A 15,354-nucleotide genomic window follows, 5' to 3' on the forward strand; every position below is an offset into this window, starting at 1 on the left:
GGCTGTGCGGGCCGCGGCCGGGAGCCGGCGCAGGTCTGGGAGGCAGAGGCGCCTTACCGGACGGGGGCGGGAACCTGCTCCTCCGGGGCGGCGGCCGCCGGCGTCTCGGGGACGAGGGTGACGACGCTGGGCTCCTTGGGGGCCTTGCCGAGGCGTTCGCGGAGCTTCATGGCCGGCTTCTCGATGAGGTAGAAGCTGACCGTGGCACAGGCGACGCTGCCGACCAGGGTGACCAGCAGCAGCACCCCGAAGTTCCCGGCGCGGAACAGGTTGCCGTGCCAGAAGTAGATGATCGCGATGTGCCACAGGTAGACGCCGTAGGAGATGCGGCCGAGGAACAGCATCACCTTGTTGGTCACCACGGCCTCGATGAACCGCGACCGCAGATGCGGCAGGGTCAGCGGGGTCACGGCGAGGAAGCCGAAGATCAGGTACATGACGTGCTCGAGGACGCCCTGGCCGAGGCCGGGGTAGTTGGCGCTGGCCGGGTCGCCGAACGGCGAGACGCAGGCGATCAGGTAGGCGACGAGCGCGCCGGCCCAGCAGAGCAGCGGCCACCTGTAGGCGGCGCGGTAGGCGCCGGGCACGTGGTCCATCGACACCTGGGCGGCGGCCGACAAGGTGGCGAGCATCATGCCGGTGGCGATGAAGTCGATCCACCCGGGGGGCCAGTTGCCCTCGATGGGCCAGGCGCCGAAGGACGGCAGGTGCGTCCAGGCGGTCCAGGCGATGCTGATCGGGATGATCAGCGACAGCGAGATCAGGATGCGGCGCACCCGCGCCGCCGGGGTGGCGGCCCTGCGCGCGATCTTGTGCAGGATCCAGGCGATCACCGGCAGGGCGAAGTAGAACGCGATCTCGGTCGCGAGGCTCCAGGTCTGCTCGCCGCCGAGGACCCAGGCGTTCTCCTGGTAGATCTGCAACAGCAGGAACGGCCGCACGACGTCCCAGACCCCATGGATGTTGTCCCGGTTGAGCGTCACCAGGACGACCGCGATCAGCACCCAGTAGGCCGGAAGGCATCGCAGCGCGCGGCGCCACAGATAGGGCTTCACCCGGGGCGTCGGGGTGCCGGCGATGGTGGCCAGAGCGAAGGGGCGATAAAGCAGCATGCCCGACAATGTGAAGAAAATCGGCAGGCTCACCTGAAGCTGGTTGAGCAGGACGCTGAAGACGCCGTTCCCGGTCTCCTCCAGGCCGGGGGCCTCGTTCCATCGCATCTGGCCCGCGCTGAAAGCGACGTGGAGAACGAGCACCCCCAGGGCCGCGAGCCCTCGCATTCCCTCAAGATGCGGGAAATACCGGCGCGCCGCGCTGGGGGCCGCTCCAGCGGGGTTTCCCGCCTTCTCTGACACGACCATAGAGTGCTCCTTACGAATTGGTCGACGCCACCAGCTTCGTTCCGGCGGTTCCCCGGCGCATCTCACCAATTGCGCAATTTCGGCCGCGCCTCTATTTCTGCGCGCCTTTCATGCCCACGCTCGCGCCGCGAGGGCCGGCCGTAGTGATGAGAGGGCCGGCGGGTCAGGCCGGGAAGGCGCCGGTGATCTCGGCGGCCACGGCGCGCCGGTTTGGCTCGTCGAGCAGGTAGAAGTGGCCGCCGGGGAAGACGCGCATGCGCGCTCCCGCCTCCGCGCGGTCCTGCCAGGCCACCAGCTCGCGCACGTTGACCAGTTCGTCCCGGTCGCCGCCGAGCACGGTGAGCGGCATGGTGATCCGGCCGTCGAGGTTGCGCCGCACGAGGCGGGCCGCGAGGGTGAGGTCGGAGCGCAGCAGGCCGAGCACGTACGTGCGCCAGAAGGGGCTGTCCATGATCTCCTGCGGGGTGCCGCCGCCCAGCCTGACGACCTCGAGCAGGACGGCGTCGTTCCACGCCGCCTCCCGCTCGAACTTCACCCCGGACGGCGGGTGGGCGCTCAGCACGAGCCTGGCGCACGCGCCCGGGTCGGCCAGCGCCACGGCGACCGCGACGGAGACCCCCATGCTGTGGCCGAAGTACACGGTCGGGCAGGACGGCAGGCCGGTCAGTTCGGCCAGGACGCCGTCCACCACGGCTCCGGGGTTCTCCGGCGTGCTGTCGTAGCTCTCGCTGAAGCGCCGCTCCCTGCCGGGCAGGGTGACCCCGAGCACGTCGTAGGTGTCGGGGAGGGCCGCGAGCAGGGGCATCAGGGCGTTGGGCCCGGCCCCGGCGTGCGGGAACACCACGACGCGGCCCTCGGGCTCGCCCCTGGCGGCCCGCAGGGCGGCGGTCCACGTCCCCGCCTCGGCGCGCCGCGCCTGTTGCCGGACGCTCATCGGCCGTCCTCCCATCGGTGGTCCGCAATCATCGGCCGTGCGCGTCGGACGCCCGCGCTCGTCGGCCGTCGTCGCATCGGTCGTCCGCGCTCATCCGCCCTCGTCGCATCGAATGCCGGCGCTCATCGGCCGTTCCGCGTCGAAAGCCCGCGCTCATCGGCCGTCCTCCCGTCGGGTGCCCGCGCTCATCGCCTCGCCACGCCCGCCGGGTGGTACAGGCGGCTCACGCAGGCGGAGGCGAGCGCGTCCAGGCTGGAGATCATCCTGTCCGGGGGCAGGGAGGCCGCCGCGTAGGCCAGGGGAAGCTCGGTGCAGGCGGCCAGCACCGGGAGTCTCTCCCGGTGCCACAGTCCGCGGGCCACCGTGCCGAGCAGCGCCCCTGCCTGGTGGGACCGCCCGGCCTTGACCAGCGTGGCGGTGTGGTGGATGGCCTCCTGCGTGCCGCTGCCGGGCAGCAGCAGGCGGTAGCCGAGCGCCTCGGCGCGCCGCTGGTACAGGCCGCCGGCGACGGTCCCGGTGGTGGCGGCCAGCCAGCCGCCCCCCGGGCTGCGCCGCGCGGCCTCCTCCAGCGTCGCGTCCACGATGTGCACGACCGGCGCCGGGAGCGTCCCGGCGAGCCGGTCGAGGTAGAAGTGCGCGGTGTTGCAGGGAACGGCCAGCAGGTCGGCCCCCCATTCGGCCAGCCTGGCCAGACCGTCCCTGATGGGCGGCAGCGGCGCGTCGCTGCCCGCGAGCACCGCCGCCGTCCGGTCGGGGATGGACGGGTCGGACAGCATCACGATCCTCGGGTGCTCCTGGTCGGTCGTCCCGGGGACCCGGCCGGCGAGCAGGCGCAGGAACTCGGCGGTCGCCAGCGGGCCCATCCCGCCGAGGATGCCGAGGGTCGGCCGCAGTGGGGGCAGCGGGCGCGGCGGGCGCGGCACCCGGGTGCCCACGCCCTCGCCGTCCCGCGCGCCGGTCCTCATGTGACCTCGGTGCCGGCGCGCGACAGCAGCTCGGCCACGCGCCGGGGGATGTCGGCCTCGCGCAGCAGGCCGTGCAGCTTCGGGCCGCACCACCAGTCCAGGCGCAGCCGGCCGTCCTCGACGGCGGCGTTCACCGACAGCACGTACGGGCGGGTGGTGGGCGCGACGGTGTAGTCGGCCTCATCCCGCGTGGCCAGCCTGAAGGGCGCGCCGGCGGGGAGCAGCCTGGACAGGTCGCCGAAGTGGTCGTACCTGATGCGGGCGGCGGGGCTGGTGCGCGGAGCGATGCCGCAGGGCCCGTCGACGGAGACGATCGCCTTGGTCACGGCCGTCAGCGGGCCCACCTGGCGCACGCCGAGGTCGCGGTCGCCGCCGGCGGTGTGGTCCTGCACGTCGATGGTGATGAACTCACCGCCGATCCACTCGGTCAGCACGGTGGCGATGGCCGACAGCACCTTGCCGGCGGGCGGGACGCCGTCGCCCGCCGGGTCGGGGGCGACGGCGCGGGTGCGGGTCGGAGTGCCGGCGGCGTCGGCCGAGCATCCGGGCAGGATGCAGTCGCCGGCGCTGGCCGTCCACCCGGCGGGCACCGCGGCGGGCGCGCCTTCGGGCTGGGCGGCGGCGGCGCCCAGGAAGGACGCGGCCGTGGGCAGCTCGACCGGCGCCCCGGCCTCGGTCTGCGCCCACGCGGTGCACAGGTCGTCCAGGATGAGCCGCCACGACGGGGTGTCGGCGACCAGTTCGTGGACGACGAGCAGCAGCCAGGCGGGGCGGGAGCCGCGGTCGGCGAGGGCGATCTGCAGCACGGGGCCGTCGGTGAGGCTGAGCCGGGCGCGCATCCGGTCGACGGCGGCGCGCAGCAGCCCCGGCTCGGCGGCCTCCTCCAGCCTGGACAGGTCCAGTCCGAGCACCGGCAGCGCCGCGCCGACGCCGCCGTCGCGCTGGCGGCGCTCGCCGTCGCGGTCGAGCAGGCGGGTGCGCAGGGCGTCGTGCTGCAGCAGCAGTTGCAGGACCACCTTGCGGACGCGGGCGGCGTCCGGCCGGCCGGGCAGCTCCAGCAGCAGCGCGCGGCCCCGCCGTTCGACGTCGGCGGAGTGCCGTTCGAGGTAGTCGCGCTGGACCGGCGTCAGCGGGACGGTCAGGTCGCCGGCGAGCACCGGCTTGGGCGGCTCGGGCTCCTCGCCGATGTCGGTGCCGAACCGGGTGGGCCGCGGCGCGGCGAGCGCCTCGCGCTGGACGACCCCGGCGGCGCGCGGGATCTCCTCCACGGCCACCCACTGCTCGGGCACCAGGATGTCGGGCAGGGCGCCCGCCACCGAGGCGCGCAGCTCGTCGCCGTCGATCGGGCCGCGGGGGACGTAGTAGGCGACCAGCCGGCTGCCCAGCCGGTCGCGGTCGGCCGGGTCGGCGTACCCGATCTTGGCGAGCATGCGCTTGACCCGGGCGGTGTTGACCGGGGCGCGCAGCTCCTCGTCGGCCTCGGCGATCTCCAGGTGGCCGACGCGCACCTCCCACCGGGTGGGGGCCTCGTAGTTGTGGTAGCCGCGCTCCTGGTTGTGCACGTACACGCCCACGTCGTTGATCATGCAGTTGGAGCTGCAGAACCCGGTGTCCTGGGGCTGGGACCAGAAGGACGAGCGCCGCTGGAGGAACTCGCGGATGCCGGTCTTGGTGACGTCGGAGTAGCGGAAGTAGTCGACGACCTCGACCGAGTCGACCGCCGCCGAGGCGATGGCGCTGCCGGTCTGGTGGTAAATCCGGCGGCCGATCGCGAGCTTCGGCTCGATCTCGGCGGGGTCGAACACGCCCTGCTGGTAGAACCACGACAGCCGCTCGTCGATGATCTGCCCGCGTGAGAGGCCGGTGACGATGGTGGGGATGCCGCGCTCGTGGGCCAGCTCGGTGCTGAGGTCGAGCAGCGAGCGGAAGCAGCCGTTGCACACGCTCTTGTGCTGCTCCAGGCTCTGCAGGAAGATCTTGTTCTGGTCGGCGCGGGTCATCGTGAGGTGCTCGATGCCGAGCTCGGCGGTGATCTCCTCGACGTTGTTCAGCGCCGTCTTGGAGATGAAGCCGTTGTCGAAGGTGAAGGTCATGACGCGCAGGCCGAGGTCGACGAGCTGGTGCAGGACGTAGGTGCTGTCCTTGCCGCCGCTGAACAGCAGCAGGCAGTCGTAGTCCGAGCCGCGCGCCCGCGAGCGCTCCTTGATGTGGCGCACCATGTCGCCGGGCTCGCCGAAGTAGGCGTGGATGCGCTCACGGTTGCCGGCGTACATGCCGCACAGGTTGCACACGCCGTCCCCGTCGAAGACGATGCCGGGGTAGCGGCCGGTGATGCCGCAGCGCACGCACAGGCGCTCGCCGGCGTCGTCCCCGACGCCCTGGAACACCACCGCGCAGTCGGCGACGCCGTCCTGCCGCATGATCGCCGTCTCGACCTCCCGCTCCAGCAGCCGGGCCTGTTCGGGGCCGAGCTCCGCCGCGGCGGGCGGCGGGTCCTGGTCCGACGGCGTCTCGGTGACGGTGGGCCTGAGGTGCGGCGCCGTCCATCGGATCGATCCGGCCATGTCAGCTCCCGCTCTCGCTCGCGAGCACCTCGTGGGTGCCCTGCGCGCCGATGTCGGTCAGTGAGACGAACAGGTCGTCGAGCGGCGCGTCGCGGCTCAGGATGGCGTTCTCGATGAGCGCGGCCAGCGACTCGATGGTCGGCGAGGCGAGGAACTCCTGCAGCGGGACCTCGACGCCGAACTCGGTGCCGAGCCGGGACAGCAGCTCGAACACCACCAGGGAGCTGCCGCCGACCTCGAAGACGCTCTCGCGGACGTCGAGGTCGTCGACGGGCAGGATGCTCTGCCAGACCCGCGCGACGGCCTGCTCGGTGGGGGTGCGCGGCGGGAGGTGGTCCTCGCCGGGAAGTTCGCGGCGCAGCACCGGCGTGGGCAGCGCCTTGCGGTCGATCTTGCCGCTGAGCGTGCGCGGCAGCTCGGCCAGCGGCACCAGGACGGCGGGGACGGCGCTGTCGGGCAGCCGGCCGCGCACGTGGTCGCGCAGTTCCTGCGGCTCGGCGGCGCCGGTCAGCTCGACGAACGCGCACAGGTAGGGGACGCCGCCCTCCTCCTCGGCGGCCACCACGGCGGCGTCGGCCACGGCCGGGTGCTCGCGCAGGACGCTCTCGACGCCGCCCAGCTCGACCCGGACCCCGCCGATCTTGACCTGGTGGTCCTTCCTGCCGAGGAACTCGTAGAAGCCCTCGGGCAGCAGCCGGCCGTAGTCGCCGGTCCGGTACACCACGTCGTCGGGGTCGCCGGTGAGCGGGTTGGTGACGAACGCCTTGGCGGTCGCCTCGGGCTGCCCGTGGTAGCCGAGCGAGCGGTAGGCGGTGCGCAGGTAGATCTCGCCGACGCTGCCCGGCGCGGCGGGCTGCCCCATGCCGTTCAGCAGCAGCACCTCGGCGCCCGGGATCGGCCGGCCGATCGGGATCGAGGGGCGCTCGGCGTCGGCCGGGGTGACGAAGTGGTAGGTCTTGGTCATCGTCGTCTCGGTCGGCCCGTACAGGTTGAGCAGCTTGATCCGCGAGCCGAAACGGCCGAACAGCCGCGCGGCGTCGGCGGGCGGGAGCTTCTCCCCCGACATCGCGACGCAGCGCAGCGACGCCAGCTCGTACTCGCCGGCGGCGGCCTCGCGGATGACCCCGCGCAGCAGCGAGGGCACGCAGTGCACCAGGTCGACGCGCTGCTCGTCGATCCAGCGGGTCAGCGCGGCGGGGTCGAGCAGCGTGTCCTGCGGAGGGACGCAGACGGTGCCGCCGGTGGTGAGCGGGACGAACACGTCGCGCAGCATGGCGTCGAACGCGGGCGAGGTCAGGTGGCTGACCCGCCACCCGGGCCCGACGCCCAGCAATTCGGTCTCCCAGCGGACGAAGTGGTCCACGCCGGACAGCCGGCCGACGATGCCCTTGGGACGCCCGGTGGAGCCGGAGGTGAAGAACACGTAGCAGGGGTCGTCGGGCCCGGGCTCGTGCGGCGTCACCGCCGCTCCCGCCTCGCCGATCTGCGCCGCCGCGACCCGCACGGCGCCGGGCGCCGCGTCGCTGAGCACGGCGTCGGCCAGCGCCTCGGCGCCCGTCCCGACGACGGCGAAGCCGGGCGCGGTGTCCTCGACCATCTGGGTGAGGCGCACGCGCGGGGCGGCGGCGTCCAGCGGGACGAACACCCCTCCGATGCGGAGGATGCCGAGCAGCGCCGCGATGATCTCCCGGCGGTCCTCGGCGAGGACGGGGACGAGCGACCCGGGGCCTGCTCCCGCCGCCCGCAGGGCGCCGGCCAGGCCGTCCGCCCGGGCCGAGAGCTCCGCGTACGTCAGTCGCCCCTGCGGGGACTCGACGGCCACCTGGTCGGGGAACCGCTCGATCGCGCGTCCTACGAGCGAGTGGATCGCTTCGAAGGCCATCCTGCTTCCTTCCTCTCTGCCAGGGACGCTCGTCCGATCCGCCCCCCGGGGTTCATGCGTGGTCGGCCAGGCCGTAGGTGTCCAGCAGGATGCCGAACGTCAGGACGACCAGGAGCAGGTCGTCCCCCAGGTGGGGGTGGACGTCGAATCCCTCGCGCAGGTAACGGGCCTTGAGGTGGTCCACGACGGCCGGGTCGAAGAAGCCCTGCCGCTTGACGCGCTCGTGGGAGAGCGTGTCGTTGATCCACTCGACGTCGCGCCTCAGCAGGTGGGGGCTCCCCGGGGCCCGGAAGCCGAACTTCTCCCGGGCGATGATCTCCGGGGGCACGAGCCCCTGGGCGGCCTGCTTGACGACGTACTTCTCGCCCGCCTCGTTCACCTTCAGGTGCGCGGGCACCGTGGTGGCGAACTCCATGACGTCGATGTCCAGGAACGGGTACCTGGCCTCGACCGAGTTGGCCAGCGACATCCGGTCGCCGTGGTCGGAGAGCAGGTGGTCCGACAGCCGCAGCTTGAAGTCCAGGTAGGAGCGCTGGTTCAGGCGGTCGCGGCCGGCGAGCATGTCGGTGTCGACCAGCGGGTGGCGCAGGCAGTCGAAGTCGTCGAACCGCTCACGCACGCCCTCGGAGAAGATGTCCATCTTCGACTCGCGCCAGGCGTTGTAGGAACGCTCGTAGAACAGGCCCGGGTCGCCCCACAACTGCCTGCGCACGTCGTCCTCGAGCGCCTCGTCCAGGCCACCGCCTCCGCCGCCGCCCCGGCCGAACCGGTCGAACCGGTAGCCGACGTACCCGCCGAACAGCTCGTCGGAGCCCTCACCGGTCAGGATGACCTTGACGCCGTTGCGCCGGGCGAGCGCCGACAGGGCCAGCGAGCAGGTGTTGTAGGTCTCCTTCACCGGGCACTCGGCGTGCCAGACCATCCGCTGGAGCTCGCCGGTGATGTCCTCGGCGTGGAACTCGGCCTCGTGGTGGCGGGAGGCCACCTTCTCGGCCATGAGCCGCTGGTAGGCCGACTCGTCGATGGCGGCGTCGGGGAAGGTGATGGAGAAGGAGTGCGAGGGCGGGGTCGTCCGCCCGACCAGCGCCGCGATCAGCGAGGAGTCCAGCCCGCCGCTGAGGTAGAAACCGACGGGGACGTCGGCCTGCAGGCGGCGCCGCACCGACTCGCCCAGCAGCTCGCGCAGCGTCTCGACGTAGTGCTCGTCCGGCCGGGCGGGCGGGGCGTCGCCCTTGAGGGGGAAGTCCAGGTCCCAGTAGCGCACCTCGCGGACCTCGTCGTCCTCGACCAGCAGGTAGTGGCCGGCGCGCACGCTGCTGACGCCGCGGAACATGGTCCGCGGGCTGACCAGACCGGGGAAGGTGAGCACCTGGTCCAGGCCGGTGAGGTCCACCTCGCGCCCGACGCCGGGGTGCGCAAGGACGGTCTTGGCCTCCGAGCCGAACACGAAGTGGTCGGCGGTACGCGCGTAGTGCAGCGGGAGGATGCCGACGTGGTCCCTGGCCAGGAACAGCCGGCGCCGGCGCAGGTCGTAGATGGCGAAGGCGAACTGGCCGTTGAGCTTGCGCAGCAGGTCCGGGCCCTCCTCCTCGTAGAGGTGGACCAGGACCTCGACGTCGCAGTCGGTGCGGAAGCGGTGCCCCTTGGCCTGCAGCTCGGCGCGCAGCGCGCGGTGGTTGAAGATCTCGCCGTTGCACACCAGCGCGACCTGGCCGTCCTCGCTGAACATCGGCTGGTCGCCGCCGTGCAGGTCGATGATGCTCAGGCGCCGGAACCCCAGGGCGACGCCCCGGTCGAAGAAGGTCCCGCCCGCGTCGGGCCCCCGGTGGGCCAGCGTCCCGGTCATCCGCGCGAGCTCCGGCTCGGCGATGGAACGGCCGTCACGGAGGGCCATGGACCCAGCGATTCCGCACATGTCTCGGGCGCTCCTTCCACGTAGGCAGCTACAGAACGGCAGGGACCGGGCTAGGCGTCGGCGACGGCCGGGACGACCTTCTTGCCGATGATCTCGACCTGGCGGACCGGCTCGGGGCCGCCGATGATGCCGATCGCGGTGTCCACGCCGAGCCCGGCGAGCCCGCGCAGAGTCTCGGCCAGGTCACCGGCCCCGGCGCCGTCGTCGCCGACGTCGAAGGGGAAGATCACCGTCTTCTCGATGGCGTCGTAGTCGCGCCCCTCGGCCTCGCAGTGCCCGCGCAGCACGTCCAGCTTGTGCGGCAGGTCGGGGCCGGGGTACAGGTTGCAGGCGTCGCCGTACTTGGCCACCAGGCGCAGGGTCTTCTTCTCCCCGCCGCCGCCGATGAGGATCGGCGGGTGCGGCCGGGTGATGCTCTGCGGCAGGTTCAGCGGCCGCGCGAGCCGGTAGTGCTCGCCCTCGTAGGGCCGCTCGTCGCCGCGCTCGCCGTCCCACATGCGGTGGCAGATCTGGATCGTCTCCTCCAGCATCGCGAAGCGGTCGGCGAGGGAGGGGTAGGGGATGCCGAGGCCGAGCGCCTCGTCCTCGTACCAGCCGACGCCGAGGCCGAGCATCGCCCGCCCGCCGGACAGGACGTCCAGGGACGTCACCGTCTTGGCCAGCACGCCCGGGTGCCGGAAGTGGACGCCGGCCACGATGGGGGCCAGCCGGCAGCGCCGGGTGTGCGCGGCGAGCAGAGTGAGGGTGGTGAAGCACTCGAGCATGGGCGCCTCGGGACCGCCCGCGTGCGGGCCCTGCCACACGTGGTCGCCCACGCCGAGAAGCGAGAACCCGGCGTCGTCGGCGGACTGCGCGATCTCCACCAGGGTGTCCGCCACCCGGGCGGAGCCGCCCTTCCAGGAGAAGTCCCCGATTTCCAAGCCAACCTTCACGCCGGTCTCCCTAGGTTCTGTGACAACGTTCTCGCGGGTGTTCTCGCGGGTGGTGCGGGCCGGCCGGCGGCCCGGGGTGGCTCACGCCGGCCGGTAGCGCAGGATGCAGACCCCGGTGTCGAAGACCCGGGTGCCGGCCAGCTTCAGGTCCACGCGGTCCTTGAAGTCCTCGAACAGGTGCCTGCCCTCACCGAGGACGACGGGATGCACCCACAGCAGGAACTCGTCGATCAGGCCGCGCCGCATGAGGTCGCGCGCGAGCGCGGCGCTGCCGTAGATCAGCAGGTTCTTGCCCGGAAGCCGCTTGAGCCCGGCGATCTCCTCGGCGACGTCGCCGGCGGCGATCCGCGTGTTGCGCCAGGCGGCGCTCTGGAGGGTCCGCGAGAAGACGACCTTGGCGATGCCGTTCATCTTGTCCGCGACCCGGCCGACCTCCGCGGGCCACGCCTGCGCGAACAGCTCGTAGGTCCTGCGCCCGAGCAGCAGGGTGTCGGCCGCGTCGAGTTGTTCCTCGACGTGGCGCTCCATCTCGTCGTCGAAGACGTCGATGTTCCAGTCCTGCTGGCCGGTCGCGTTCTCCACGTAGCCGTCGACGCTCACGAACATCGACAGGATCACTTCCCGCACGGCGTCCTCCGCCCCGTCAGACCTTGGTCTTGAGGTAGGCGTCCAGGCAGTTGAAGAAGCTGCCCCAGCCCTCGACGGCCAGCGGCACCGTCTCGGCCGGCAGGTAGCCGACCTGGAGGAAGCGCATCTCGGTGCCGCCGTCGCGCTCGGCGAAGGTGACGCTGACCAGCTCCTCGCCCTCGCCCTGCGCGCTGCGCTCCAGGAACTCCGGGTCCAGCGGGTCGCCGAGGGTGAACGACAGCTTCTCCGGGCGCACCAGGTCGCGGTACACCCCGAAGAAGGGCTGCTCGGCGCGCTCGGTCTCCTCGGTCGCCTCCATGACGATGAGGGCCTTCCAGTGGCCGCCCGGCCGCGCGTCGATGGCGATCTCCGACAGCGGGGCCGTGGTGCCCTCCGGACCCCACCAGTGCGTGAAGTGCTCGGCGACCGTCCACGCGTCGAACACCAGCTCGCGCGGCGCGTCGAAGACGCGGGTGATCGACACCTCCTGCAGAGTCGGCGTGGGGGTGGTCGTGGTCTCGGTCACGTGCTTTCCTTCCTGTCGCTGTGCGGAGGGTGGCCTGTCGCCGGGTGCGGGGGCGGGGCCGAAGCCCGCGGCCGGGAGGCCGGCCACGGGCGTGCGGTCAGTGCGGTGAGAGGGGTCAGTGCGCCTCGGCCGGCACCCGGGCGTGCAGGCGGACCGGCAGGCTGCGGTGGCCGTTCATGATGAACGTGGGCAGCGGCTGCAGCTCCTCGGCCGGGACGGCGAGGTTGATGTCGGGGAAGCGCTCGAACAGCGTGGACAGGCCGATGGCGCCGACCAGGCGCGCGATGCCGGCGCCCAGGCAGTAGTGCGGGCCGTAGCCGAAGGAGATGTGCTCCTTGTCGGCGCGGGTGATGTCGAACTCGCAGGCGCTCTCCCCGTGCAGCTTGGGGTCACGGCCGGCGGCGAGGTAGTTGACCAGGATCGGGTCGCCCTTGCGGATCAGCACGCCGTCCAGGTCGACATCGTCGGCGGCGAAGCGCAGCGGCAGGCTGGCCAGCGGGGCCTCGGCCCGCAGCACCTCCTCCATCACGTCGTCCCAGGACTTCTCCCCCGACCTCACCAGTTCGAGCTGGTCGGGGTGGGTGAGCAGGTTGGTGACCGCGTTGCTGAGGAAGTTGATCGTGGTCTCCGACCCGGCGCCCAGGATGGCGAAGATGGTGTCGGTGAGCTCGCCCTCGGTCAGCTTGCCGCCGTCCTCGTCGTCCCGGGCGGCGATCAGGTCGCTGGTGATGTCCTCGCCCGGGTTGGCGCGCTTGGAGGCGATGAACTCCGACATCGCGTCGCGCCAGCCCATGAGGATGCCGTGCGCCACCTCCGGGCTGACCGTGGTGTCCACCATCATGTTGATGACCGGCGCGGTCTTGGCCAGCGCGGTCTCGTCCATGCCGATGATGTCGGCGACCAGGCGGGCGGGCAGCGGGTAGGCGAACTGCTGGCGCAGGTCGACGATCTCACCCGGCGGCGTGGCGGCCAGCGCGTCGAGGATCTCGTTGGTCAGCTGCACGATGAGCGGCCGGACGGCCTCGATGCGGCGTGGGGTGAACGCCTTGCCGACCAGGCGGCGCAGCCGCTTGTGGTCGCTGCCCCACGAGGTCGAGATGTTGTCCATCGCGACCCAGCTGATCAGCTCCCAGTCGGGCCGGATCTCGCCGTTGGTGAAGGCCGGCCAGTGGGCGCGGGCGCTCTTGGTGACGCGCGTGTCGGTCAGGACCTTGCGCAGCGTCTCGTAGTCGGTGATCGCCCACGCCGTGACACCGCCCGGCAGCTCGATCAGCGTCGCCGGGCCGAGCGAGCGCAGGTGCTCGGCCTCGGCGTGGATGTCCTTGCCGGTGATATCCAGGGCGACGGGGCAGCGACTCTCCATGAGTGACTCCAAGATCTGGTTCGGAAGAGCTGATCAGGGTGCGCGGGCACCCGTGGGCGGGACGGGCGGGAGCTTCCGGCCGCCGCGGGACGGCCGGCCCGTCGCGCCCTTCCGGGAGCCGCGGGGCCCCGGCCTGGGAGGGAACGGCTATTCGGGGAGCCTGATGGACAGCGCGTGGCGGAACACGTTCCGCGGGTCGTAGCGCTTCTTGACCTGCTGGAGACGGGGGTAGTTGTCCTTGTAGTACAAGGTGTGCCAGGGGACGCCGGAGGTGTTCAGCTCCGGGTCCGCCAGATCGGCGTCGGGATAGTTGATGTAGGCGCCGTCGCTCAGCTCGTCCGGCCCCGGCACGCCGCCGCTGTGGGCGTAGATGTCGCGGAACAGGTCCCTGATCAGGCCCACGTTCGTGTCGTCGTCCGCCTCGCTCGCCCAGGCGCCGAGATAGGCCGCCTTGAGGATGGAGTCGCGCTGCGCGGTCGCCGTGGCGTCGGGGGCGACGGTGTTCACCTGGCCGCCGTAACCGACCAGCAGCACCTGCGCCGGGTTGTACACCTCGCCGGTGAAGTGCTTGTAGACGGCGGCGATCTGCGCATCGCTGTACCCCTTGCGCAGGTACGCCGCCTTGATCTTGAACCGGCGCACGCCCGGGTTGCCCGGGTCGCCGTAACCGGGGTAGGACGCCGCGTACAGCCAGGGCTGGACCTCCTGGAACCGCATCGCCGGCTCCACGCCGACCCCGGCCGCCACCTCGTCCAGGAAGGCCGTCATCAGCGCCTCGGCGTCGGGCACGCCTTCGTCGATGAGCGCGCCGACCATCAGGCCGGGCGGGGTGTCCTTGTGCGTGCCGTGGAAGTACGGGAACAGCTTCGCCTCAGGCGTGCCGGCGGCGCTGTTGTTCTCCATCCAGGTGCCGAAGTTGCGCAGCAGCGTGGTGAAGCCCTCCTCCGACATCCCCTCCCACGACCAGATGGCCAGGCCGCTGCGGGTCGCCGCCGGCGCCTTCGGCAGCAGCTCGGCCGGATCGGAGGAGAGGGCGTCCGGGCTGCGCATCCAGTAACGGGTCACCACGCCGAAGTTGCCGCCGCCACCGCCGGTGTGCGCCCACCACAGGTCGCGGTGGGGATCACCGGGCTCGCGGGTGGCGATGACGGCCCGGGCCCGGCCGTCCTCGCCCACCACCACGACCTCCACGGCGTACAGGTAGTCGACCACCGCGCCGAGGCTGCGCGACAACGGGCCGAAGCCGCCGCCCGCGAAGTGCCCGCCGACGCCCACCTCGGGGCACATCCCGGCCGGGATCGTGACGCCCCACCCCTTGAACAGGACGCGGAAGACGTGCCCCAGGGTCGCGCCGGACTCGATGGCGAACGCGCGGCGGCCGCTGTCGTAGTAGACGGCCGTCATCTCCGAGATGTCCAGCAGGATCTTGACCTCGGGGTTGGCGACGAAGTTCTCCAGGCCGTGCCCGCCGCTGCGGACAGCGATGCGCCTGTCCGAGGCGACCGCCTCGTCCACCGCCTGCACCACCTGCTCGGTCGTCGTCACCACGCGCACGTAGTCGGGGCTGCCGACGAACCGGTGGTTGGTGCCGCGCAGCATGCTGTCGTAGCGGGGGTCGTCCCGGGTGATGGTGGACGCGCCGAGAACGGTCTGGTGCTGTCCGCCGGCCGTGAACGCCTCGGAGGAGACGGCGGTGACGGCCCCGTTGGGATGGCCGTGACTCTGCAGGTCGGTCATTGTTCGTTCCTCCAGTGGCGGCCGGGCGGCGTCGACGCCATCGCCCGGCCGAGTCATGGTCGGCTCGGCTTCCCCAAGCCTGCTATCCGCCGAATCCCCACTGCATCTTTCGATGTGCTGTGTTCTTTTTGCCTCGCTCCGCTCGGCGGGCTCGGGCGCCTTTGAGGCGGCGCTCTTCGTCGTCGTTCACGAGCGCTCGTTCCTCGCACTCGCTCTCTCCTCCTCAGAGCACCGCCGCGCCCCGAGCGGGTCCTTGTGGCCGATCCGCTTGGAAGGTGTTCGGAGTGGATGGCGCGAGGGGGGCGGTTATCGGGGCCGGATCCGTTCTTCAGGCACTCGGGGCGAGCACATGGGGCGAGATGGGGAACGGGCCGAGGTTCTTCTGGTGAAAGCGCAAGGGGCGAGATGCGGGGGTTTTTGGGTGGGGGCAGCATGGGGGTTTGGACGCCGACGCGCCGCGTTTGACGGAAAAGGCCGTCCCGACCTCTCGCACGACCCTGCCGCCGCACGGAAGGCGGCCGGGCCGTTCAGGCTGCGCGGGTTCTCAC

Annotated in this window: 11 protein-coding genes; all 11 read right to left on the minus strand. The window is 71.9% G+C overall.

Translation table 11 applies throughout. The features are described from left to right. Positions 1-53 precede the first annotated feature (53 nt). Positions 54-1,280, minus strand: a complete 1,227-nt coding sequence (locus tag ABZU32_RS31605; protein WP_354851718.1) for an acyltransferase — start codon at positions 1,278-1,280, stop codon at positions 54-56. A 244-nt stretch (positions 1,281-1,524) separates the two neighbouring features. Further along, complete coding sequence (locus ABZU32_RS31610; RefSeq protein WP_354927805.1) at positions 1,525-2,295, minus strand: alpha/beta fold hydrolase; 771 nt, start codon at positions 2,293-2,295, stop codon at positions 1,525-1,527. Between the two features lie 185 nt (positions 2,296-2,480). Beyond that, positions 2,481-3,260, minus strand: a complete 780-nt coding sequence (locus ABZU32_RS31615; protein ID WP_354927808.1) for an amino acid racemase — start codon at positions 3,258-3,260, stop codon at positions 2,481-2,483. Further along, entirely contained in the window at positions 3,257-5,824 is a 2,568-nt protein-coding gene (locus tag ABZU32_RS31620; RefSeq protein WP_354927811.1) for a condensation domain-containing protein, read from the minus strand. Before ABZU32_RS31620 ends, ABZU32_RS31615 begins: the two co-directional genes overlap by 4 nt. Before the next feature lies 1 nt (position 5,825). Continuing rightward, positions 5,826-7,706 carry a non-ribosomal peptide synthetase gene (locus ABZU32_RS31625; RefSeq protein ID WP_354927814.1) on the minus strand — a complete coding sequence of 627 codons (1,881 nt, stop codon included), beginning with the start codon at positions 7,704-7,706 and terminating at the stop codon, positions 5,826-5,828. Positions 7,707-7,758: 52 nt separating this feature from the next. Beyond that, positions 7,759-9,621: an asparagine synthase (glutamine-hydrolyzing) gene (gene asnB, locus ABZU32_RS31630; protein ID WP_354851727.1), complete on the minus strand. Its 1,863-nt coding sequence runs from the start codon at positions 9,619-9,621 to the stop codon at positions 7,759-7,761. A 50-nt stretch (positions 9,622-9,671) separates the two neighbouring features. Then, positions 9,672-10,553, minus strand: coding sequence for an LLM class F420-dependent oxidoreductase (locus ABZU32_RS31635; RefSeq protein ID WP_354851729.1), 882 nt, complete (start codon positions 10,551-10,553; stop codon positions 9,672-9,674). An 81-nt stretch (positions 10,554-10,634) separates the two neighbouring features. Further along, positions 10,635-11,180, minus strand: coding sequence for a dihydrofolate reductase family protein (locus ABZU32_RS31640; protein WP_354851731.1), 546 nt, complete (start codon positions 11,178-11,180; stop codon positions 10,635-10,637). Positions 11,181-11,196: 16 nt separating this feature from the next. Beyond that, entirely contained in the window at positions 11,197-11,706 is a 510-nt protein-coding gene (locus ABZU32_RS31645) for an SRPBCC domain-containing protein (RefSeq protein WP_354851733.1), read from the minus strand. A 115-nt stretch (positions 11,707-11,821) separates the two neighbouring features. Then, positions 11,822-13,069: a cytochrome P450 gene (locus tag ABZU32_RS31650; RefSeq protein ID WP_354927818.1), complete on the minus strand. Its 1,248-nt coding sequence runs from the start codon at positions 13,067-13,069 to the stop codon at positions 11,822-11,824. Between the two features lie 147 nt (positions 13,070-13,216). Further along, complete coding sequence (locus ABZU32_RS31655; RefSeq protein ID WP_354927821.1) at positions 13,217-14,806, minus strand: BBE domain-containing protein; 1,590 nt, start codon at positions 14,804-14,806, stop codon at positions 13,217-13,219. Positions 14,807-15,354: the final 548 nt, after the last annotated feature.

It is taken from the genome of Sphaerisporangium sp. NPDC005288, assembly GCF_040607475.1.
GTDB classification, from domain to species: domain Bacteria; phylum Actinomycetota; class Actinomycetes; order Streptosporangiales; family Streptosporangiaceae; genus Sphaerisporangium; species Sphaerisporangium rhizosphaerae.